The sequence below is a fragment of the Magnetospirillum moscoviense genome (assembly GCF_001650635.1).
GTDB classification, from domain to species: domain Bacteria; phylum Pseudomonadota; class Alphaproteobacteria; order Rhodospirillales; family Magnetospirillaceae; genus Magnetospirillum; species Magnetospirillum moscoviense.
Genome location: NZ_LWQU01000152.1, coordinates 100,084 through 121,628 on the forward strand (window position 1 = coordinate 100,084; position 21,545 = coordinate 121,628).

General features: G+C 66.7%; 14 protein-coding genes. 10 read left to right on the forward strand and 4 right to left on the reverse strand.

Annotated features, from left to right (window positions below; all coding sequences use genetic code 11):
• Window positions 1-20: 20 nt before the first annotated feature.
• Window positions 21-752, reverse strand: a complete 732-nt coding sequence (locus A6A05_RS13545) for a phage tail protein (protein WP_082910958.1) — start codon at window positions 750-752, stop codon at window positions 21-23.
• 33 nt (window positions 753-785) lie between these two features.
• Window positions 786-1,505: a phage tail protein gene (locus A6A05_RS13550; RefSeq protein ID WP_082910959.1), complete on the reverse strand. Its 720-nt coding sequence runs from the start codon at window positions 1,503-1,505 to the stop codon at window positions 786-788.
• Between the two features lie 376 nt (window positions 1,506-1,881).
• Here A6A05_RS13550 and A6A05_RS13555 point away from each other — a divergent pair, with 376 nt between their 5' ends.
• From A6A05_RS13555 to A6A05_RS13570, 4 genes are read left to right on the forward strand one after another with little or no spacing between them, the layout of a single operon-like run.
• Complete coding sequence (locus tag A6A05_RS13555; RefSeq protein ID WP_068502102.1) at window positions 1,882-9,132, forward strand: DUF4347 domain-containing protein; 7,251 nt, start codon at window positions 1,882-1,884, stop codon at window positions 9,130-9,132.
• A 32-nt stretch (window positions 9,133-9,164) separates the two neighbouring features.
• Window positions 9,165-10,835: a TolC family protein gene (locus tag A6A05_RS13560; RefSeq protein WP_082910968.1), complete on the forward strand. Its 1,671-nt coding sequence runs from the start codon at window positions 9,165-9,167 to the stop codon at window positions 10,833-10,835.
• The gene (locus A6A05_RS13565) at window positions 10,832-11,560 is read left to right on the forward strand and encodes an efflux RND transporter periplasmic adaptor subunit (protein ID WP_216635802.1); all 729 of its coding nucleotides are present in this window, start codon (window positions 10,832-10,834) and stop codon (window positions 11,558-11,560) included. Before A6A05_RS13560 ends, A6A05_RS13565 begins: the two co-directional genes overlap by 4 nt.
• On the forward strand, window positions 11,557-12,870 hold the full coding sequence (locus tag A6A05_RS13570; RefSeq protein WP_068502108.1) for an efflux RND transporter periplasmic adaptor subunit: 1,314 nt from the start codon (window positions 11,557-11,559) through the stop codon (window positions 12,868-12,870). The genes A6A05_RS13565 and A6A05_RS13570 overlap by 4 nt, the downstream gene beginning before the upstream one ends.
• Here A6A05_RS13570 and A6A05_RS13575 read toward each other — a convergent pair.
• A complete protein-coding gene (locus tag A6A05_RS13575) occupies window positions 12,867-13,142 on the reverse strand; it encodes a hypothetical protein (protein WP_068502113.1) in 276 nt (91 codons plus the stop codon). The genes A6A05_RS13570 and A6A05_RS13575 overlap by 4 nt on opposite strands.
• 41 nt (window positions 13,143-13,183) lie before the next feature.
• Here A6A05_RS13575 and A6A05_RS13580 point away from each other — a divergent pair, with 41 nt between their 5' ends.
• The 6 genes from A6A05_RS13580 to A6A05_RS13605 all read left to right on the forward strand — a co-directional run bounded on the left by A6A05_RS13580 (window position 13,184) and on the right by A6A05_RS13605 (window position 18,636).
• On the forward strand, window positions 13,184-15,292 hold the full coding sequence (locus A6A05_RS13580) for an HlyD family efflux transporter periplasmic adaptor subunit (protein WP_068502115.1): 2,109 nt from the start codon (window positions 13,184-13,186) through the stop codon (window positions 15,290-15,292).
• A gap of 70 nt (window positions 15,293-15,362) precedes the next feature.
• Window positions 15,363-15,659, forward strand: coding sequence for a metal-sulfur cluster assembly factor (locus A6A05_RS13585; protein WP_068502117.1), 297 nt, complete (start codon window positions 15,363-15,365; stop codon window positions 15,657-15,659).
• On the forward strand, window positions 15,656-16,711 hold the full coding sequence (locus A6A05_RS13590) for a hypothetical protein (protein ID WP_082910961.1): 1,056 nt from the start codon (window positions 15,656-15,658) through the stop codon (window positions 16,709-16,711). Before A6A05_RS13585 ends, A6A05_RS13590 begins: the two co-directional genes overlap by 4 nt.
• A 97-nt stretch (window positions 16,712-16,808) precedes the next feature.
• Window positions 16,809-17,288 carry a rubrerythrin family protein gene (locus tag A6A05_RS13595; RefSeq protein ID WP_068502124.1) on the forward strand — a complete coding sequence of 160 codons (480 nt, stop codon included), beginning with the start codon at window positions 16,809-16,811 and terminating at the stop codon, window positions 17,286-17,288.
• Between the two features lie 16 nt (window positions 17,289-17,304).
• On the forward strand, window positions 17,305-17,469 hold the full coding sequence (gene rd / locus A6A05_RS13600) for a rubredoxin (protein ID WP_068502128.1): 165 nt from the start codon (window positions 17,305-17,307) through the stop codon (window positions 17,467-17,469).
• 3 nt (window positions 17,470-17,472) lie between these two features.
• Window positions 17,473-18,636 (forward strand): NAD(P)/FAD-dependent oxidoreductase, encoded by a 1,164-nt coding sequence (locus tag A6A05_RS13605; RefSeq protein WP_068502131.1) that lies wholly within the window; start codon window positions 17,473-17,475, stop codon window positions 18,634-18,636.
• A 310-nt stretch (window positions 18,637-18,946) separates the two neighbouring features.
• Here the strand turns inward: A6A05_RS13605 and clpB are convergent, their stop codons facing one another.
• Entirely contained in the window at window positions 18,947-21,535 is a 2,589-nt protein-coding gene (gene clpB / locus A6A05_RS13610) for an ATP-dependent chaperone ClpB (protein WP_068502134.1), read from the reverse strand.
• Between the last annotated feature and the right edge of the window lie 10 nt (window positions 21,536-21,545).

Consider the following 21,545-nt stretch of genomic DNA (forward strand, 5'->3'; position numbering starts at 1 on the left):
TCACTTCCTGGCGAGGCCGCTTAGTTGGGCCGTTCCGGATAGGTGTAGCCCGAGCCGGCCACGCACATGGTCAGCACCAACGACGGCGGCTGAATGGAAAAGGCCGCACCGTTACCGACGACGGCATTGGCCACCGTTCCGCTGGCGGCACCGCCGCTCAACGCCACGGACAGTCCCTCGATCACGATAGGCGCGGAAAGCGTCGGCACCCACATCGGAAACGGTGCCCCGGCGATATTGGATGCGGTCGCCGACGGAATGTTGGTGGTGGCCGGCGCCGACGAAGCCTGCAAGGTGATGGTCGGCGGCGGGGTCTGGGAAAGGTTGATGCCGAAGGTCGCGGAATGGCTGTGCGGCGGCATGGCAGTAAAGGGCATGATCTGGGTTGTATTGCCCAGGGTGGTCCCAACGGCGGTCTGCACGAACCCCCCGGCGCCGGACGGATTGGCCCCCACCGCGATTTTGCCCTGCAGATCCGGTACCTTGTAGGTCATCGTCGAGGGCGACGAGCCAGACCCGCCGTAGGTCTGGCCAATCAAACTAAAAAGGACCTGGTCCTGATAGACGGTCAGTGAGCTCCCGTTGGCGTAGTACATTCCAGCGGGACAATAGCTGGCTGCGGTGAAGCACACCGACCCGACCATGTAGTCCGGGCCACAAGCTTGGGCCGGACCAGGGGCCAGGATGGACAGCCCCGCGACCACGGAAAGGACTCCGCAGACCGGCGCAATCGCAAATGCGGATTTCTTCATCTTCGTCTCCGATCATTCAGTCTGGGAACGGTGTCAGGGGCGCGGCGGATAAACGCCGGACACGGCGATGCAGTAGGTCAGCCCCTGCTGCGGCGAGATGGTCGGCACCGGCTTGCTGCCCCCCGCCACGTCGTTGATCACCTGCCCGACGATGGTGCCGCTTTGCGCAGCCGTCAGACCGCCGACCGACACCAGGGCGGTCTGCGGCTCGGGAGCCCACATCTTGGTCGGCGCGGCGTTACCGGCCATGATGTTGCTGGTCGGCGTCGGCGCGTTGGTGCCGCCGGACGCGCTGTTGGCCGCGACGCCGGCCACCTGCATGGTGGCGGTGGCCTGGATCGCGCCGTTGACGCCCGGGGTGAAGGTGGCGGTATGGGTGTGGGACGTCAGGTTGGCGGTGGTCAGCGTGACGGCTTCCGCCCCCAGCTTGAAGCCCCGGTTGGAGCCGGACGAGTTCAAGCCGACGGCCACGCGATCCCGCATGTCCGGAAGGTTGAAAGTTGTTTTACCATCACCACCAAAGACTGTGTATAACAACGAATAGAGCGCGGCATTGTTGCTGATCAGCAGGGAACGCCCATCGGCGGGCAGATAATCTTGCGGACAATAACTGGTGCCGATGGTGCAGACCGTGCCGATATAGGGCTCGGACGGACAGGCGTTGGCGGGCGACGACGACACCGACAAAAGCACCGCCGTCAGTACGGCGGTGGCAGCGGCGGACCCGAACACCCTTGGCGAATTAGAGATCATGGATACCCCCTCCAGGTTACCGATATGAAGCGATCAATCCGCACACGACACCGCTTTTGGTTCGGTATAAAAGCGGTATGCCATGCTTTTTCGACTGACAACTCAATCAAGGACTACCTTAATGGGTATTACCATAACATCGCAACAATGTCTGGTACACGCTCAAAATCGCCGCGATGCTGTGTCGAGTTGTGACGACTTGCATCGACAGGTGACGCGCTCGCTATTCAGTTGATCAATCAAGCCATGAGCGCTATCCTCGCCGCTGGAAAACCAACCAATGGCTGCCGCGTGTCTATTCATTTCCCCCTCGGCATGTCCCATAACCGCTTGATGCACAGAGAGTGAAGTCATGATCCATCAGTCACGATTGGCAATGGCACTCGAGCCCCGCTTCATGTTCGACGGGGCTGCCGTTTCCACCGCGACCGATGCCGTTTCCGATTCCACCGAGCGGGCCGTGCAGGCCGAACCGCCGGCCGTCGCCCCGCCGGCCGAACGCAAGGAAGTGGCCTTCATCGATTCCGCTGTGGCCGATATCCCGACGCTGGTGGCGTCGTTGCGTGCTGGGGTCGAGGTGGTGACCATCGAAGCCGGCCAGGACGCCCTGGCGAAGATGGCCGAATGGGCGGCCAGTCATTCGGGTTATGACGCCATCCATCTGCTGAGCCACGGCGGCACCGCACATCTTGACCTGAGCGGCAACGATATCGGTGCCGCCGACCTTGCCGACGCCGCCACGCGCGCTGAATTGGCGATATTGGGCCAGGCCTTGAAGCCTGATGGCGACATCTTGCTGTATGGCTGCGACGTCGCGTCGGGCCAGGCCGGCCAGGATTTCATCGCCGCCTTGGCCGACGCCACCGGCGCCGACGTCGCAGCCTCTGACGACGTCACCGGCGCAGAGCATCGGGGCGGCGATTGGGACCTGGAGGCGAGCACGGGTTCGATCGAGGCCGAACGGGCCGTCACCGCCGGCGGCGCCACCGACTGGGATCATACGCTGGCAACGTTCGACTTCACGACCGCCGCCACCAATTCCGGCACCACGACCACGACTGTCAGCACCATCACCCTGACGGCGACCAGCACGGCCGGCACGCAGACCATCGACAGCACGAACTTCGGCACACTCTTGGGCGATTGCCTGATCAAGACCGATACCGGCGGGGATCCAGCCGGCCTCACCTCGGCGGCTTTGACCATCTCGTTCAGCGCCGCCGTCGATATCACGTCTCTGCAGGCGGGTTTTTGGCTTACACCTTCCATTGACGGCTTCAGCGCGAACATGCGCTTCACCCCGACCGGGGGTTCCAACTCGGTGGTCAATCAGGCCTTCACCAACGTCAACAACGAAACGTTCTCAGTCAGCCTGAACTGGACCGGCGTCACGTCGTTCACCGTCACGCGGACCGATGGCGGTTCAGACAACAATCGCTTCAATTCGGCGATCGACAGCATCATCTTCGCCGCCGCCGCGTCGAACGTCGCCCCCACCTTCGTCGGCGGCACCACCACGCTGAATGTCAACGAAGGCGCCTCGGCCACCGACATCAAGGGGCTGCTGCACGTCTCGGATTCCGATTCCGGCCAGACCGAGACCTGGACGCAAAGCTCGGCTCCGTCCAAGGGCAGCCTGTCGTTCTCGTCGGCCACTGCCAGTTCGGGATCGACCGACATCACGCCCGGCGGCACCATCACCTATACACCGACCGCCAACAATACCGGGGCCGACAGCTTCGTCGTCCAGGTGTCCGACGGCAATGGCGGCACGGCGACGCGCACCATCAACGTCACCATCGCCGACGTCGATCCGAGCATTTCCAACGCCTCGGTCAACCTGGCGGAAAACAGCACCAATGGGTCGGCGGTGACCACGGTCACGGCCAGCAACGACACCAACGGCCTGAGCTATGCCATTACCGCCGGCAATGGCAGCGGCGCCTTTGCCATCAACAGCTCGACCGGCGCCATCACGGTGGCCAACGGATCCTTGCTGAACTTCGAGGGCGGCACCACCAGCTACAGCCTGACGGTGACCGTCGATGACGAGGACGCCGACACCACCGCCGATTCCACCGCCACCATCACCGTCAACATCACCGACGTCAACGAGGCGCCGACGGCGGTCGATAACACCGGATCGGCCACCGAAACCGGCACGGCGGCCGGTTCCAACGCCACCGGCAACGTGCTGACCAACGACACCGACCCCGATGCCGGCGCCACCAAGACGGTGACGGCCATCCGCGTCGGCGATACCGAGGGCGCAGGCACCTCCGGCACGGTCGGGCAGGCGCGGGCCGGCACCTATGGCTCGCTGACGCTGAATTCCGACGGCACCTACACCTATGTGATCGACAATTCCAACGCGACCGTCGATGCGCTGGCATCCGGCCAGACCCTGACCGACAGCTTCAACTACCTGCTGTCGGACGGCACCAACACCGACACCGCCGTCCTGGTGGTCACCATCAACGGCGCCAACGACGCGCCGACGGTGGGCACCAATGCCGGCATGACCCTGAACGAGGGCGCCACGGCGACCGTCACCACGGCTCTGCTGTCGATTTCCGACGTCGATAATGCGGCGGCCAACCGCACCTTGACGGTCGGCACCGCGCCGGCCAATGGCACGCTTTACAAGTCGGGCGTGGCGATGAATGCCGCCAGCACCTTCACCCAGGCCGACATCGCCGCCAATTCCATCACCTATACCCACAATGGCGGCGAGACCACCAGCGACAGCTTCACCTTCACGGTGGCCGACGGCTCGGGCGGGACCATCGGCTCGACCACCTTTTCCATCACCGTCAACGCGGTGGACGACGCACCCGCTTTCACCGGCCTGAACGGCACGCCGGCCTTCACCGAGGGCGGTACGGCGGCGGTGCTGGATTCCGACGTCACGGTGTCGGACGCCGAGTTGACTGGCTCGAATTATGACGGCGCCACCCTGACCATCGCCAGGAACGGCGGCGCCAGCAGCCAGGACGTGTACTCCTCCACCGGCAATCTGGGCACCCTGACCGAAAGCGGCAATCTGGTGCTGTCGGGGGTGACCATCGGCACGGTGACCACCAATTCGTCGGGCACGTTGCTGCTGACCTTCAACACCAGCGCCACCCAAGCCCGGGTCAACGAGACGCTGCAATCGATCCGTTATTCCAATTCGTCCGACGACCCGACCGCCAGCGTGCAGTTGAACTGGACCTTCAGCGACGGCAATTCGGGCGCCGCGCAGGGCTCGGGTGGGATCAAGACCGGCACCGGCTCGACCACGGTGACGGTGACAGGGGTCAACGACGCGCCGACCGCCTCGATCACCGCCTCGAACCCGACCTACACCGAGAACGGGGCGTCCCAGACGCTGTTTTCCGGCGCCACCCTGTCGACCGTCGAATCGGGGCAGACCATCAATTCTGTGGTGGTGACGGTCGGCAACCTGGCCGACGGCAGCGCCGAGAAGCTGGTGATCGACAGCGAGCAGATCGCCCTGACCAACGGGACCACCGGCACCACCACCGCCAGTTCCATCGGCTATTCGGTATCGGTGACCGGCTCGACCGCCACGGTGACCTTGACCAGGGCCACCAGTGCCGCCAACTGGCAGACCACTCTGAACGCCCTGGGCTATCTGACCAGTTCGGAAAACCCCACCACGGCCGGCGGACGCACCGTCACCCTGGTCTCGGCCACCGATTCCGGCGGCACCGCCAATGGCGGCGCGGCCACCGTCACCATCAACACCGCATCAAGTGTCACCATCACCGCCGTCAATGACGTGCCGACGCTGACCAATCTGAACGGCGACAGCGTGAATTTCAGCGTCGGCGGTTCTGCCGTCAGCCTGGATGCCAGTTCCAACGCCACCGTCGCCGACCTGGATCATGCCAATCTGAACGGCGGCAACGTGACGGTGTCGATCACCGCCAACGGCCAAACCGCCGAGGATGTGCTGGGCATCACCAACCAGGGCACCGCCGCCGGGCAGATCGGGGCGTCGGGCGGCAACGTCACCTATGGCGGCACCACCATCGGCACCTATACCGGCGGGTCAAGCGGCAACAATCTGGTGATCACCCTGAACGCCAACGCCACGCCGACGGCGGTGCAGGCCCTGGTCCGCGCGCTGACCTACAACGACACCGACGCCAACACCGCCAATACCACGTCCCGCACCGTGCGGGTGACGGTCAATGACGGCACCGGCAGTTCCAGCAACCAGGACATCACCGTGGCGCTGGTCCGCGCCCCGATCATCGATCTGGACGGCGACGATTCGTCGGGCGGAACCAATGGCGGCTATAGCGGCGCCTTCACCGAGAACAACGGCAACCTGTCGATCATCGACAGCGACGCCACGCTGACCGACGACGGCGCCAACCTGAACCAGGCGGTCATCACCCTGACCAACGCCCAGACCGGCGACATCCTCAGCCTCAACGGCTATGCCGACGGAAGCACCACCAACGGCATCCTGGCCACCTACACGTCCAGCTCGGTGATCACCCTGTCGGGATCGGGCGCCAAGGCCGACTATCTGACCTTGCTGAAGGCGGCCCGCTTCAACAACACCTCGGAAGCACCCAACACCACCGCACGCAGCATCACCTTCGCCGGGCGCGACACCGACAACAATACCGGCTCGTCGGTCACCGCCACCATCAGCGTCACCGCCGTCAACGACGCACCGGCGCTGTCGGGCAACCTGACCCTGTCGGCGGTCAACGAGGATACGGCGTCACCGGCCGGCGCCACCATCGCCAGCCTGGCCAACGGCATCTATTCCGATCCCGACAACGCGGCCGAGACCATCAACGGCCTGGCCATCATCGGCAATACCGCCAATTCCTCGACCGAGGGCGCCTGGCAATATTCCACCGACGGCACCAACTGGCACGCAATCGGCACCGTGGCCGACAATTCCACCGCGCTGGCGCTGTCGGCCGCCACCAAGCTGCGCTTCGTGCCGGTGGCCAATTACAACGGCACGCCGACGGCGCTGTCGGTCCGCGCGCTGGACGCCACCTATTCCGCCGGCTGGACCAGCGGCGCGACCCGCACCACGGTCGATACCACCACCACCGGCACCACCACCGCCATCGCCGCGACGGCGCGCAGCGTCACGACCTCGATCACCTCGGTCAACGACGAGCCGACGCTGTCGGCCACCGCCAGCAGCCCTAACTTCACCGAGGGCGGCACCGCCGTGACCTTGTTCTCGGGCGCGGCCATCTCGGCGGTGGAAGCCGGCCAGAACATCAGCGAACTGCGCCTGACGGTGACCAACGTCGCAGGCACCGGCGCCACCGAATCCGTCACCATCGATGGCACCAGCGTGGCGCTGACCAACGGCAACACCGGCAACACCGCCACCAACACCTTCGCCTATTCGGTCGCGTTGGCCGGTGGAACGGCGACGGTGACCATCACCAAGACCGATACCGCCGCCAACTACCAGACCCTGGTCAACGCGCTGGCCTATCGCAACACGGCGGCAGATGTCGATGCCAACACCCGCGTCGTCACCCTGACCTATGTCAAGGACGATGGCGGCACGGCCAATTCCGGCGACGACACCAATTCGGCACTGGCGGTGGCCTCGACGGTGACCAACGTCAACGTCAACGACGAGCCGACCCTGACCGCCACCGCCGCCAGCCCGACCTATACGGAAAACGCCGCTACCGGCGCCGCACCGTTCTCCGGTTCGGCCTTCGGCACGGTGGAAAGCGGTCAGAACATCACCGAAATGGCCTTCACAGTCGGCAATCTGGCCGACGGTACGGCGGAAACCCTGACCCTGGACGGCAGCACCATCACGCTCACCAACGGTGCCAGCGGCACCACCACCGGCGGCGCCTCGATCGGCTATGCGGTGTCGGTGACCGGTTCCACCGCCACCGTCACCCTGACCAAGACCGCCACCACCGCCACCTGGAACGGCTATTTGGACGGGTTGCGCTACAAGACCACCAGCGACAATCCCACCACCACCGGCGGGCGGGTGTTCACCATCACCTCGGTGAAGGATTCCGGCGGCACCACCAATGGCGGCGACGACACCAACACCGCCACCGGAGTGGCCGCCTCGACGGTCACCATCACCGCCGTCAACGATTCGCCGACGGTGACGGCCGGCGGCACCGCCACCGTGTTCTCGGGCACGGCTGTCGCCGTCGATTCCGGCCTGACCCTGGCCGATGCCGACAGCACCAACCTGATCCAGGCGGTGATCACCATCACCAACCTGGCCAATGGCGCCTCGGAAGCGCTGGCCCTGACCAGTGCCGCCACCACCGCCGCCGGCAATTATGGTCTGACCGTCGGCGCCTATAATACCGGCGCCGGCACCCTGACCATCACCGGCACCGCCACCAAGGCGCAGTACCAAGAGGTGCTGCGCGGCGTGACCTATGCCAATTCGGCCAGCCCCAAGACCGGCACCAGCCGTACCGTCAGCTTCGTGGTGCGCGACAGTTCGGGCGACGCCGGGACCCGGGATTCGGCGGCCACCAACAAGACGGTGTCGTACAACAGCAGCCCCTCGGCCACCGGCACGCTGACCCCGCCTGCCGGTCAGATCGGCACGGGTTACGGCTTTACCCTGCCGGGCGGCACCTTCAGCGACCCCGACAACGACACGCTGACCTATAGCGCGACGGGACTGCCGCCCGGCGTCACCATCAACGCGACCACCGGTGCCCTGAGCGGAACGCCTTCGGGGACCGGAACCTTTGCCGTCACCATCACCGCCACCGATCCCGGTGGACTGACGGCGACGCGAACAATGTCCGTCACGGTCAATCCGGCGCCAGCCCCAGCACCACCGCCACCGCCGCCGCCACCGCCACCGCCGCCGCCGCCGCCAGCGCCGTTGCCGCCGCCGGACCCGCCAAAGCCACCGCCGGCTCCTCCGGCCCCGCCGGCCCCGCCGCCGACGGTCGCAGTCGCGGCGCAGCCGACCGGCGGCCTGACCGCCGCCGCGCCGAACGCCTTCCAGGTGGTGGTCGCCGCCAAGGCGACCGGGGCGGCCGATTCATTGGTCGCCGTCAAACCGGTGGTGCCGGTGGCGCTGGGCAACGACGGCAGGGTCAACTTCACCCTGCCGAACGACACCTTCGCCCACACAAGGGCCGACGCCACGGTGCAACTGAGCGCCGCCCAGGTCAACGGCCAGGCCCTGCCGGGCTGGCTGGCCTTCAACCCGAAGACCGGCGCCTTCGTCGGCCAGCCGCCTGCTGGCATGACCGGTGAAGTGGTGGTGCGCGTCATCGCCCGCGACCAGCAGGGCCGCGAGGCCGTGGCGGTGGTGCGCATCAACGTCGCCGTTGGCGGCGGTGCCGCGCAGCCGGGTCAGGGCCAAGGCCCGCAGGGCGGTGAAGGAAGGGGCCAAGGCCAGCCTGGCGGCGAGGGCCAGGGCCAGCCCCCCGGCGGCGAAGGCCAGCCGAATGGCGGTCCGCGCCAATCGGGCGAATTGGCCCCGGACGCCGATGTCGTGCCGATCCGCCTGGGCAAGGCCGGCTTCAGCGAACAATTGCGCGCTGCAGGGCGCTCCACCTTGGCCGGACGCCACGCGGCATTGCTGGCGGCCGCCCAGCAAATCACACGTCTGTCTTCTTAAGCATGATGAAGGTTCAGGGGGTATTGGGTTTCATGACGATTTCGACCGGTTCCGCTTCCCGCGCCGCCCGCCTGTTGGCCGCGGCCTCGACCCTGGTGCTGCTGTCGGCCTGTGCGGTAACGCCCGAGCCCTTCACGCCGTCGGACTTCCAGGCGGCGGCCCAGGCCGACCGCAAGGCGATGTTCGAGGGACAGCCGGCGCTGACCAAGCCGCTGACCCTGGAAGACGCCTTGGCTCGGGTGCTGAAATACAATCTGGACAAGCGCGCCAAGATGATGGAGGAAACGCTGGCCCTGGGGCAGCTGGACCTGTCGCGCTTCGACCTGTTGCCCAAGATCGCCGCCAATGCCGGCTATACCGGCCGCTCGGAAGCCAACGCGACGCGCTCGCGCGATTACTATACCCAGACTACCAGCAGCACGTCGAACCCGACCTATTCGGCCGACCGCGACGCCATCACCGCCGATCTGGGTCTGACGTGGAACATCCTGGATTTCGGCGCCAGCTATTATTCGGCCAAGCAGAACGCCGACCGCGCCCTGATCGCCGCCGAGCGTCGCCGCAAGTCGGTGGCCAATCTGGCCCAGGAGGTGCGCTTCTCGTTCTGGCGGGCCGCCGCCGCCCAGGTCATGAAGGACCGGGTGGTCGGCGTGATCACCCTGGCCGAGAACGCCCTGAACGACGCCGAGAAGGTCGAGAACGAGCGCCTGCGCAACCCGACCGAATCCCTGCGCATCCAAAAGACCCTGCTGGAAAGCATCCGCCAGCTCGAAGCCATCGACCAGGAGCTGACCAGCGCCAAGGCCGAATTGGCCGCCCTGATCAACGTGGCCCCGGGCAGCGATTTCCGCTTAGCGGTGCCCGCCGCCTCCGCCATGCCGATCCCGGAATGGTCGGCCTCGCTGGAATCCATGGAAGAGCAGGCGCTGGCCAACAACCCCGATGTGCGCGAGCAGGATTACCAGGGCCGCATCACCGCCGACGAGACCCGCAAGGAAATCCTGAAGCTGCTGCCCGGCATCAATTTCAGCCTGTCGCGCCAGTACGACCACAATTCCTTCCTGATGGAAAACCGCTGGTACGAAGCCGGCGCCAAATTAAGCTGGAACCTGCTGAACCTGCTGTCGGCGCCCGACCGGTTGGACCATGCCGACAAGACCGAGCAGGTGGCCACCGCCAAGCGGCTGGCCCTGCGCATGGCGGTGCTGGCCCAGGTCCATGTGGTGTCGCACCAGTTCAAGTCGGCGGCGCGCCAGTTCGAACGCGCCGACAAGCTGTGGAGGATCGAGACCCGGCTGGCGGCGGCGTCCGACAACCAAAGCCGTGGCGGCACCACCAACGAAATCGAGCGCGTCACCACCGAGACCTCGGCCATTGCCGCCGAGTTGCGCCGCTACCAGACCTATGCCCAGATGCAGTCGGCCTTCGGCAAGCTGCAGGCCACTATCGGAAATGACCCGCTGCCCGCCGAGGTGGCCGGCCACGATCTGGAATCCTTGAGCGAAAGCCTGGCCGCCGTCCCGGCCGAACCGGCTGCGCAAGCCACGCCCGAGCCGGCGAACAGGGCTGAACCGGCCCCCGTGGCCGACCGACTGAAGGGTCTGATCGAGTCCATCGGCGAATGGCTGTCGGCCAAGCCCGAGCCCCAGGAACAGGCGATGCGCGACCACATTCAAACCCTGGTGGCCGAGTCGAACCCATGATGTACCGGGGTGCCGTGATGGCGCTTTGCCTGCTGGCCGCCGCCCCGGCCGGCGGGCAGGAAGCGGTCATCCCGGTCCAGTTGGTCGCGGTTCAATACACCACCTTGTCGTCGGAACTGGCGGCCAAGATCGACCGCATCGCCGTCAAGGAAGGCGAACGCTTCCGCGAGGGCCAGGTGCTGGTGGCGCTGGATTGCACCATCCAGCGCGCCCAGTTCGACGAGGCCCAGGCCGTCCTGGCGGCGGCCGAACGATCGAAGACGGTGCACAAGCGCCTGCTGGAACTGAACTCGGCCGGTCAGTTGGAAACCGAGAAGGCGGCATCGGAAGCCGCCGTCGCCCAGGCCAAGGCGCAATCGGCGCGGGCGATCTTGTCCAAATGCACCATTCACGCCCCCTTCTCGGGCCGCGTGGTCGAGCAGAAGGCCAGACCCCACCAATATGTCCAGGCCGGCCAGCCGGTGCTGGAGATCCTGGACGATTCCACCATCGAGGCCGAGTTCATCGTGCCGTCGGCCTGGGTCAGAAGCGTCAAGCCGGGGGCCTCCATCCAGGTGGCGGTCGAGGAAACCAAGAAAAGCTATACCGCCAAGGTGGTGCGCATCGGCGCCAAAGTCGATGCCGTCAGCCACTCGGTCAAGGTGGTGGCCGAGATCAAGGCCGACAGTCCCGAATTGATGGCCGGGATGACCGGGCGGGTGACCGGGGCACCCGGCGCGCCGTGAGCGCCGAGCGGTCGCCGCTGGCCGCCCTGCTGGCGCTGGAACAACAGATCCGCACCGCCGAGAATGCGGCCGCCCTGCACTTCGTCATCGTCAACGACACCCGCATGCTGGTCGAGTACCGCCAGGCGGCACTGTTTTCCGCCGACGGCGCCCTGATGGCGGTGTCGGGCGTCGATGCGGTCGAGCGCTCGTCGCCCTTCGCCCAATGGGTCGAGCGGGCCTGCCGGCATCTGGCCGCCGACCGCCCGCAGGTGGCCGGGGCCGAGGCCTTGAGCGGCCAGGACGGTGCCGAATGGGGCGATTGGCTGCCGGCCTGCGCCTTGTGGCTGCCGCTGACCGGGCCGGACGGGCGCACGTTCGGCACCTTGCTGCTGGCCCGCGAGGCGCCTTGGACCGAGGCCGACCTGACCCTGACCGAGCGGGCGGCATTGATGGCCGCCTTCGCCCTGGCCGCCCACGACCGGCCGGCGCCATGGCAGACCTTGGTGCGGCGCATCCGCCAGACCCCGCGCCTGCGCCTGGCGGCGGTGGCGGCCTTGGTGCTGGCCCTGATCTTTCCGGTGCGGTTGTCGGTGCTGGCGCCGGCCGAGATCGTCGCCAGCCGGCCGGCGGTGGTTCGCGCCCCCATGGACGGCACCATCGAGGCGATCATGGTCACCCCCAACCAGGCGGTGGCGGCCGGCGCCTTGCTCGCCAGCCTGGATCGCACCACCCTGGAAGGCCGCGCCGAGGTGGCGCGCAAGGCGGTGGCCACCGCCCAGGCCGAGTTGGATCAGGTGACCCAGCAATCCTTTTTCGACCCCAAGGCCAAGGCCCAGGTGGCGGTGATCAAGGCCCGCATCGAGGAACGCAGCGCCGAACTGGCGCAATTGGCCGACCAGTTGGAGCGCAGCCGGATCAAGGCCCCGCGCGCCGGCACCGCCATCTTGGACGATCCGGCCGAGTGGCAGGGCCGGCCGGTGGCGGTGGGCGAGCGCATCCTGGCCATCGCCGACCCCGGCGAGGTCGAAATCGAGGCCTGGTTGGCCCCGGCCGACCTGATCCTTCTGGAAGCCGGCGGGCCGGTGACGGTGTTCCTGAATTCAGATCCGCTGTCGGCGCTGTCGGCGTCGCTGCTGTACGTCACCTACGAGGCCATCGCCCGCCCCGACGGCCAGATGGCCCATCGGGTCAGGGCCAGGCTTGCCCCCGACAGCCATGCCCGGCTGGGGCGCAAGGGCACCGCCCGCCTGGATGGCCGGCGGGTTCCGCTGATCTATTGGCTGGCCCGGCGACCGCTGGGGATCATCCGGTCCAGCCTGGGATTCTAACGATGCAGGCGGCGATCCTCGAGAAAGCGCGATCCCTCGCCCCAATCATTGTTGATCAATATCAGGTCGATGGTGGCGGCGCGCATCCGGTCGGGCTGTCTGGACCGGGCATCCTCGGCCAGCATCATTTCGGCCTCGCGCAGGGGCTCGGGCCGGACGTCCTTGTCAAAACGCTCGAGCGTCACCGCGATCTGACGGTTCGAAGAGCCAACCTCGCCGGCCCATGCCGGCCAAGCCGCCACCAGGGCGGCGATCACAGCCAGGCGCCACATCGTCGTCACTCCGTGTCGCGACCATCGCATCGAGGTCGCCCATGACATCAGATATGGTGATGCTGCCGCCCCTTCGCGAGGAGCTGTCGTTGCATTGCGGCCCGGCGGCCCATGACGGCTCGCCCACCTGGACCATCCGCGACCCGGTGCGCAATCGCTTCTACCGCATCGGCTGGGCCGCCTTCGAGATGCTGAGCCGCTGGCATTTGGGCGACGCCCGGGCGGTGGCGCAGGATTTGCGCGACCACACCACCTTGCAGGTCGAGATCGAGGACGTCGCCCAGATGGCCCAGTTCCTGGCCGGCCACCTGTTGACCCGGCCGATGGGGCCAAACGACACCGCCCGGCTGATCGAGCGGGCGGCGGCGCAGAAACATTCGTGGTGGAATTGGCTGTTGCACCATTACCTGTTCTTTCGCATCCCGCTGGTCCGCCCCGACCGCTGGCTGGGGGCGACCTTGCACCATGTGCGCTGGCTGGGCGGCCGGGGCTTCATGATCGCCACCGCCTTGGCCCTGCTGGCCGGGCTGGTGCTGGTGGGGCGCCGCTGGGACGAATTCGCCGCCACCTTGGTCGATACCTTCTCGCTGTCGGGCCTGGCCGCCTATGGACTGGCGCTGACCGTGGTCAAGGTGACGCACGAACTGGCCCACGCCTATACCGCCCGGCATTACGGCTGCCGGGTGCCGACCATGGGGCTGGCCTTCCTGGTGATGTGGCCGGTGCTCTATACCGACGTCAACGAGGCGTGGATGCTGGCGTCGCGCCGCCAGCGCCTGCGGGTCGGCTCGGCCGGCATCATGGCCGAGCTGGCCATCGCCGCCTGGGCCACCCTGGCCTGGGCCTTCCTGCCCGACGGAGCGGCCCGGCAGGCGGCCTTCGTGCTGGCGGCGCTGTCGTGGGTGTCGTCCTTGATCATCAACCTGTCGCCGTTCATGCGGTTCGACGGCTATTTCCTGCTGATGGACGGGCTGGAGCTGCCCAACCTGCATCCCCGGTCCTTCGCCATGGCGCGCTGGTGGCTGCGCGAGGTCTTGTTCGACCTGGGCGAGCGGGCGCCCGAACCGATGGCGCCGCCGCAACGCGCCGCGATGATCGCCTTTGCCTTTCTGGTGTGGATCTATCGGCTGACCTTGTTCCTGGGCATCGCCGTGCTGGTCTACCACTTCTTCATCAAGGCGGTCGGCATCATGCTGTTCGCGGTGGAAATCGGCTGGTTCGTGCTGATGCCGCTGGTCAGCGAAATCCGCGAATGGATCAAGCGCCGCCCGCTGATCGAGAAGCGGCAACGCTGGCGCCTGACCGGCGGGCTGCTGGGGGCTCTGCTGGTGGCGTTGGCCCTGCCGTGGCCGACCCGCATCGAGGCCCCGGCCATCATCCGCGCCCATCCGGTCACCATTCTTTATCTGCCCGGCCCGGCCCGGTTGGCCGAGCGACTGGTCGGCCCCGGCCAGATGGTGCGGGCCGGCCAGATGATCTATCGCTTCGATTCACCCGACCTGGAACGGCGCCTGGCCATCGTCGACGCCCGCCTGGCCGGTCGCCAGGGCGAGTTGGAAACCGCCCGGCTGGATATGGCCTACCGCGAGCGCTTGTCGGTCCTGACCGAGGACATCGCCCGCCTGCAGGCGGAACATGCCGCCCTGGTCGCCGAGCGCGAACGCCTGAACATCACCGCCCCCCATGACGGTCGCCTGGTCGATCTGCCGCCGGCCCTGGATGTCGGCGACTGGGTGTCGGTGCACCTGCCGCTGGGTTTGGTGCAAGGACAAGTGGGCGCGGTCGCCACCGCCTATGTCGCCGAACATGATCTGGGTCGCATCGCCCCGGGGGCCGAGGTGACGGTGGTGCCGACCAGCCTGGACCATGACCGCCTGAGCGGGAAGGTCGCCACCATCGAGCCGGCCCCGGTCAAGCTGCTGGCCGACACCAGCCTGGCCAGCCAGCAAGGCGGCCCGATCGCCACCTTCGCCAGCCAGGCCGGCCCGATCCCGGAAAGCCCGTGGACCCGGGTGACCATCAGCTTGAATCAGCCGCCGCCGGCCCACGAATTGCCGGCCACCGCCCTGATCGACGCCGAATCGGCCAGCCCGCTGGGGCGACTGGCCCGCTCGGTGCTGATCATCCTGGTGCGCGAATGGGGGGCTTGATCCGCCTCAAGGTTCAGGCCGGCCGTCCGGGCTAGGGTAGCCCAACCTTCAAACAATTCCGGTTCGCGCCATGCCCACACCCGACGACATCACCCAATTGCTGCGGGCGGTCATCGACCCCGATGTCGGCATCAACATCGTTGAGCTTGGCTTGGTGGAAAGCGTCGTCGTCGCGGATGGATTGGTGCGGGTCGATCTGATCATGACCACCCCGGCCTGCCCGCAGACCGGCCACCTGCAAGACGAGGCCGCCCGGGTGATCGCCAAGGCCGGCTTCGATACGCGGGTCACGGTGCTGGAGGCCCCGCTGTGGCAGCCATCCCGGATGAGCGCGTTGGCCCGCAAAAGCCTGGGATGGGACGCATGAGCCCGCCGCGCCTGCCGCTTTTGCTGATGGGGGCGATCTGTCTGCTGACCGGCATGGTGGCCGGGCTGGGCCGTCTGGGCTTCGCCATCCCCGACATGATCGGCATCCACCTGCATGGCCCCTTGATGGTGTGCGGCTTCTTCGGCACCGTCATCGGTCTGGAACGCGCCGTCGCCCTGCAAAGGCCCTGGACCTTCGCCGCCCCCTTCGCCACCGGCGGCGGCGGCTTGTTGATGCTGGCCGGCCAGGAAGTGCCCGGTGCGGTGATGCTGACCCTTGGGTCATGGGTATTCCTGGCTGGCGCGATCAGCGTGGTCCGCCGCCAGCCCGAGCCCTTTACCCGTCTGATGGCCCTGGCCGCCCTGTTGTGGGGTGTCGGCAACCTGTTGTGGCTGGCGGGCAGCCCGGTCGCCGAGATCGTTCCCCTGTGGGCGTCGTTCCTGGTGCTGACCATCGCCGGCGAGCGGCTGGAATTGTCGCGCTTCCTGCCGCCGTCCCGCCTGCGTCTGCCGACCATGGTGGTGCCGGTGGCGCTGATCGGATCAGCTGCGGCGGCCTCGGCCATGGGCTGGGGGCAGGCTTGGCTGCTGTTCGGGCTGGGCCTGGTGGCCCTGGTGGTCTGGTCGGCCATCAACGACGTCATCCGCCGCACCATCCGCCAGACCGGCCTGACCCGCTATGTCGCCATCTGCCTGGCCTCGGGCTATGGCTGGCTGGCGGTGGCGGGAATGCTGTTCCCCGCCCTGGCCGACGGGCTGGCAACACCTTTCTATGACGCCGCCCTGCATGCCCTGTTCGTCGGCTTCGTGTTCGCCATGGTATTCGGCCACGCCCCGGTGATCCTGCCGGCGGTGTTGAAGGTGCGGCTGCCGTTCAAACCCTATTTCTATGTTCCGTTGGCCCTGTTGCATGGATCGCTGCTGGCCCGGCTGGCCGGCGACTTCACCGCCAACGAGGCCCTGCGCATGGCCGGAGGCTTGGCGAACGTCGCCGCCATTCTCATCTTCATGGTGACGGTGGTGGCCACCGTCCTGCTGGCGCGAAACCAATAATCGACACAATCGATTTCTATAAGAAATATTACGAGTTTCATCGATGAGATGAATTTCGATAGGGTCTCTCCATCAGCCGATCCCAAGGAGAGACCCCATGGCCGACAACAACACCTCACCTACCATCAAGAACCTGGAAGCGGCCTTCGCCGGCGAATCCATGGCGAACCGCAAATACCTCTATTTCGCCCGCCGCGCCCGCGAGCTGGGCGCCGTCGAGGTCGCCGAAGTGTTCGAGCGCACTGCCGAGCAGGAAACCGCGCACGCCTTCGGCCACCTGGAACTGCTGTACCCGGCAGACCAACTGACGGTCGCCAAGATGCTGCAGCTGGCCATCGACGGCGAGACCTACGAATATTCCGAAATGTATCCGTCGTTCCGCCACATGGCCGTCCAGGAAGGCAACCAGGCCGCCGTGGCCGAGATCGACGAGCAGATCGCCGAATCGAAGGAACATGCCGAACGCTTCGCCAAGATCCTCGCCACCGCCTCCAAGCGCTTCGCCGCCCTGGCCAAGGTCGAGGAAAAGCACGCCAACCACTATCGCGAAACCCTGGCCGCCTTCGGCGCCAAGTAATCAGGAGGAACCCGCCATGAAGAAGTACGTCTGCATCGTCTGCAACTTCGTCTACGACCCCGCTTTGGGCATGCCCGAGGACGGCATCGCCCCGGGCACCGCCTTCGAGGACATCCCCGCCGACTGGTGCTGCCCGGAATGCGGCGTCTCGAAGGACGATTTCGAACCTCTGGAGGGATAGATCATGAGCGCCGCCAATGCCAACAACGTGGTCGTGGTCGGCAGCGGGTTGGGGGGATACACCCTGGCCCGCGAGCTGAGAAAGAAGGACCCCGCAGTGTCGATCACCATCGTCACCGGCGACGGCGGCGAATCCTATGGCAAGCCGATGCTGTCCAACGCCTTGGCCCAAGGCAAGGACGTCTCGGCCCTGGTCCAGAAATCGGCCGCCCAGATGGCGGCCGACCTGGGGGCCACGCTGCTGACCCGCAGCTTCGTCAAGGAAATCGACCGCCAGGGCAAGACCATCACCGTCACCGGCCCCGACGGCCAGCCCCGCCCCCTGGCCTATGGCCGGCTGGTGCTGGCCATCGGTGCCGATCCCCGCCCCTATGCGGTGCCGGGCTCGGACAATGTCCGCATCCACACCGTCAACGACCTTGACGATTACGCCGCCTGGCGCGACGGACTGCGGCCCGGTCTGCGGGTCTTGCTGGTGGGCGCCGGCCTGATCGGGGCCGAATTCGCCAACGACCTGGCCTTGGCCGGCATGGTGCCGACCATCGTCGATCCGGCGCCTTGGCCCCTGGGTCGGCTGCTGCCGCAGGAACTGGGGGCGGAAGTGGCGAAGGCGCTGGAAGGTGCCGGCATCACCTTGCGCCTGGGCCGCACCATCGCCCGCATCGAACCAGGCCTGGCCCATCTGGATGACGGTACCGCCATCGCCTTCGACCGCGCGCTGTCGGCGATCGGCCTGGTTCCGCGCACCGGTCTGGCCAGCGCCGCCGGGCTCGCCATCGACAAGGGCATCGTCGTCGATCGCCGACTGACCACCAGTGACCCGTCGATCTTCGCCATCGGCGATTGCGCCCAGACCGAGGCTGGCCCCCTGCCCTTCGTGCTGCCGTTGATGGCCCAGGCCCGCGCCCTGGCCTCCACCCTGGCCGGCACGCCCACCGATCTGACCCTGCCGGCCCTGCCGGTGGCGGTGAAGATCCCCGCCCTGCCGACGGTGGTGTGCCCGCCGCCGCCCGGCATGGCGGGCGAGTGGCGGATCACCGGAACCGGCCCCGACCGCAAGGCGTTGTTCGTCGCCGCCGACGGGCAGCCGGTCGGGTTCGCCCTGACCGGCAACCATATCGGCGAGCGACAGGCGATGGCCCGGGACATGCCGGCCATCCTGGCGTGATCGATTTTCCGAAGAAGGGGTCGACCGGGGTTCCGCAAGGGAACCCCGGTCGAGGCCAGCACCCCTGTGGGGGGGGAGGGGGGAGGAGCGCCGGCCGGTAGAAATGTCATCCCGATGTCAAAAAGACCGGGCAAACCTAACTAGCATGGTGGATGCTGCATTGCAAACATGATGCGCACACCCATTTCGCTACATTAGCAATTATTCATATTGCTTGCAACCGCGGAATTCTGCGCCGATTGCGAGAGATCCATATCAGCGATGCAACAATGCGCAGGTGGAATGCGAAGACCGCATACCAATCTCCGCGTCATTCCGCCGAAATACACACTCCGTTTATGGTTAATCCGCCGTCGCCGGCCGACACCCGCACGGTCTCGCCGTCTTCGACCTTGCCTTCCAGGATCAGGCTGGCCAACGGGTTCTGCAGCGAGCGCTGGATGACCCGCTTCAACGGCCGGGCGCCATAGACCGGATCATAGCCGGTCTCGGCCAGCCAATGCTCGGCCGCCGCGTCCAGTTCCAGGCTGATCTTGCGATCGGCCAGCAGTTTGCGCAGGCGGGCCGACTGGATCTTGACGATGCCGGTCATGTCGGCGCGCCCCAGGCGGTGGAACAGCAGCACCTCGTCCAGGCGATTGAGGAATTCCGGCCGGAAGGCCTGACGCACCACCTCCATCACCTCGGAGCGCACGGCGCCGGAATCCTCGCCTTCCGGCTGGTTGGCCAGGATGTCGGCCCCCAGGTTCGAGGTCAGCACGATAAGCGTGTTGCGGAAATCGACGGTACGGCCCTGCCCGTCGGTCAGGCGGCCATCGTCCAGGACCTGCAGCAGCACGTTGAAGACGTCGGGATGGGCCTTTTCCACCTCGTCGAACAAGATCACCTGATAGGGGCGCCGCCGCACCGCCTCGGTCAGCGCGCCGCCTTCCTCATAGCCGACATAGCCGGGCGGAGCGCCGATCAGGCGGGCCACCGAATGCTTTTCCATGTATTCCGACATGTCCATGCGGACCATGGCGCTTTCGTCGTCGAACAGGAATTCGGCCAGGGCCTTGGTCAGCTCGGTCTTGCCGACGCCGGTCGGCCCCAGGAACAGGAACGAACCGATCGGCCGGTTGGGGTCCTGCAGACCGGCACGTGCGCGGCGCACCGCGTTGGACACCGCCACCAAGGCTTCCGACTGGCCGACCACCCGGGCCTTCAGCCGGGTTTCCATGCCCAACAGCTTCTCGCGTTCACCGGCCAGCATCTTTTCCACCGGGATGCCGGTCCAGCGCGACACCACGCCGGCGATATGTTCCTCGGTCACCGCCTCGTTCAGCAGCTTGCCCTTGGCGCCGTCGGCCGCCGCCAACTGGCGTTCCAACTCGGGGATCTCGCCATACAGCAACTGGCCGGCCTTCTCGTAGCGGCCTTCGCGCTGGGCCTTTTCGGCTTCCAGGCGCTTTTGGTCCAGCGCCTCCTTGATCTTGGTGGACGAGGCCAGCTGGTCCTTTTCCGCCCGCCAGTCGCGGGTCATCTGGGCGCTTTCCTCTTCGATCCCGGCCAGCTCGATTTCCAGCTTTTCCAGGCGATCGCGGCTGCCCGCATCGGATTCGCGTTTCAAGGCCTCGCGCTCGATCTTCAGCTGGATGATGCGCCGGTCCAGTTCGTCCAGTTCCTCGGGCTTGGAATCGACCTCCATGCGCAGGCGGCTGGCCGATTCGTCCATCAGGTCGATGGCCTTGTCGGGCAGGAAGCGATCGGTGATATAGCGGTGGGACAGGGTCGCCGCCGCCACCAGGGCCGAATCGGTGATGCGCACGCCGTGATGCAGCTCGTACTTTTCCTTGATGCCGCGCAGGATCGAGATGGAATCCTCGACGGTCGGTTCCGACACGAAGACCGGCTGGAACCGGCGAGCCAGGGCCTGGTCCTTTTCGACATGCTTCCTGTATTCGTTCAAGGTGGTTGCGCCGACACAATGCAATTCGCCGCGCGCCAGGGCCGGCTTCAACAGGTTCGAGGCGTCCATCGCCCCTTCGGCGGCACCGGCGCCGACCAGGGTGTGCATCTCGTCGATGAACAAGATCACCTCGCCGGATGACGCCTGGATCTCGTTCAGCACCGCCTTCAGGCGTTCCTCGAACTCGCCCCGGAACTTGGCGCCGGCGATCAGCGAGCCCATGTCCAGGCTCATCAGCCGCTTCATCTTCAAGGGCTCGGGCACGTCGCCATTGACGATGCGCAGCGCCAGGCCCTCGACCACCGCGGTCTTGCCCACACCCGGCTCGCCGATCAGGACGGGATTGTTCTTGGTGCGCCGGCTTAGCACCTGGATGGTGCGGCGGATTTCCTCGTCGCGACCGATCACCGGGTCCAGCTTGCCCTCGCGCGCGGCCGCCGTCAGGTCGCGGGCGTATTTCTTCAAGGCGTCATAGCTGTCCTCGGCACTGGCCGAATTGGCCTTGCGGCCCTTGCGCACATCCTCGATGGCGCGGTTCAGCCCTTGCGGGGAAACGCCCGCTTCCGACAGCACCCGGGCCGCCGGCGTGCCGGCGCCTAAGGTCAGGGCCAGCAGCAGCCGCTCGGCGGTGACGAAGGAATCGCCGGCCTTGGTGGCCATCTGCTCGGCCTGCTCGAACAATCGGGCCAGTTCCGGCCCCAGATGGACGCCGCCGGCGCCAGGGCCTTCGACCTTGGGCTGCTTGTCCAGCTCGGCCTCGATCCCGGCCAGCGCCTTCTTGGCATCGCCGCCGGCCGCCTTGATCAGGTTGGCGGCCAGGCCGTCCTTGTCGTCCAGCAGCACCTTGGCCAGATGCTCGGGCGTCAGCCGCTGGTGGCCACGGCGAAGCGCCAGGGTCTGGGCGTTCTGGACGAAGCCCTTGCAGCGCTCGGTGTAATTCTCGAAATCCATCTATTCCTCC

Excerpts from the sequence above, each read along its gene's own strand:
- A6A05_RS13595 (WP_068502124.1), top strand. The coding sequence starts at position 16,809 with ATGGCCGACAACAACACCTCACCTACCATCAAGAACCTGGAAGCGGCC.
- A6A05_RS13580 (WP_068502115.1), top strand. The coding sequence starts at position 13,184 with ATGACATCAGATATGGTGATGCTGCCGCCCCTTCGCGAGGAGCTGTCG.
- A6A05_RS13605 (WP_068502131.1), top strand. The coding sequence starts at position 17,473 with ATGAGCGCCGCCAATGCCAACAACGTGGTCGTGGTCGGCAGCGGGTTG.
- A6A05_RS13555 (WP_068502102.1), top strand. The coding sequence starts at position 1,882 with ATGGCACTCGAGCCCCGCTTCATGTTCGACGGGGCTGCCGTTTCCACC.
- A6A05_RS13545 (WP_082910958.1), bottom strand. The coding sequence starts at position 752 with ATGAAGAAATCCGCATTTGCGATTGCGCCGGTCTGCGGAGTCCTTTCC.
- A6A05_RS13550 (WP_082910959.1), bottom strand. The coding sequence starts at position 1,505 with ATGATCTCTAATTCGCCAAGGGTGTTCGGGTCCGCCGCTGCCACCGCC.
- A6A05_RS13585 (WP_068502117.1), top strand. The coding sequence starts at position 15,363 with ATGCCCACACCCGACGACATCACCCAATTGCTGCGGGCGGTCATCGAC.
- clpB (WP_068502134.1), bottom strand. The coding sequence starts at position 21,535 with ATGGATTTCGAGAATTACACCGAGCGCTGCAAGGGCTTCGTCCAGAAC.
- A6A05_RS13565 (WP_216635802.1), top strand. The coding sequence starts at position 10,832 with ATGATGTACCGGGGTGCCGTGATGGCGCTTTGCCTGCTGGCCGCCGCC.
- A6A05_RS13590 (WP_082910961.1), top strand. The coding sequence starts at position 15,656 with ATGAGCCCGCCGCGCCTGCCGCTTTTGCTGATGGGGGCGATCTGTCTG.
- A6A05_RS13575 (WP_068502113.1), bottom strand. The coding sequence starts at position 13,142 with ATGTGGCGCCTGGCTGTGATCGCCGCCCTGGTGGCGGCTTGGCCGGCA.
- rd (WP_068502128.1), top strand. The coding sequence starts at position 17,305 with ATGAAGAAGTACGTCTGCATCGTCTGCAACTTCGTCTACGACCCCGCT.
- A6A05_RS13560 (WP_082910968.1), top strand. The coding sequence starts at position 9,165 with ATGACGATTTCGACCGGTTCCGCTTCCCGCGCCGCCCGCCTGTTGGCC.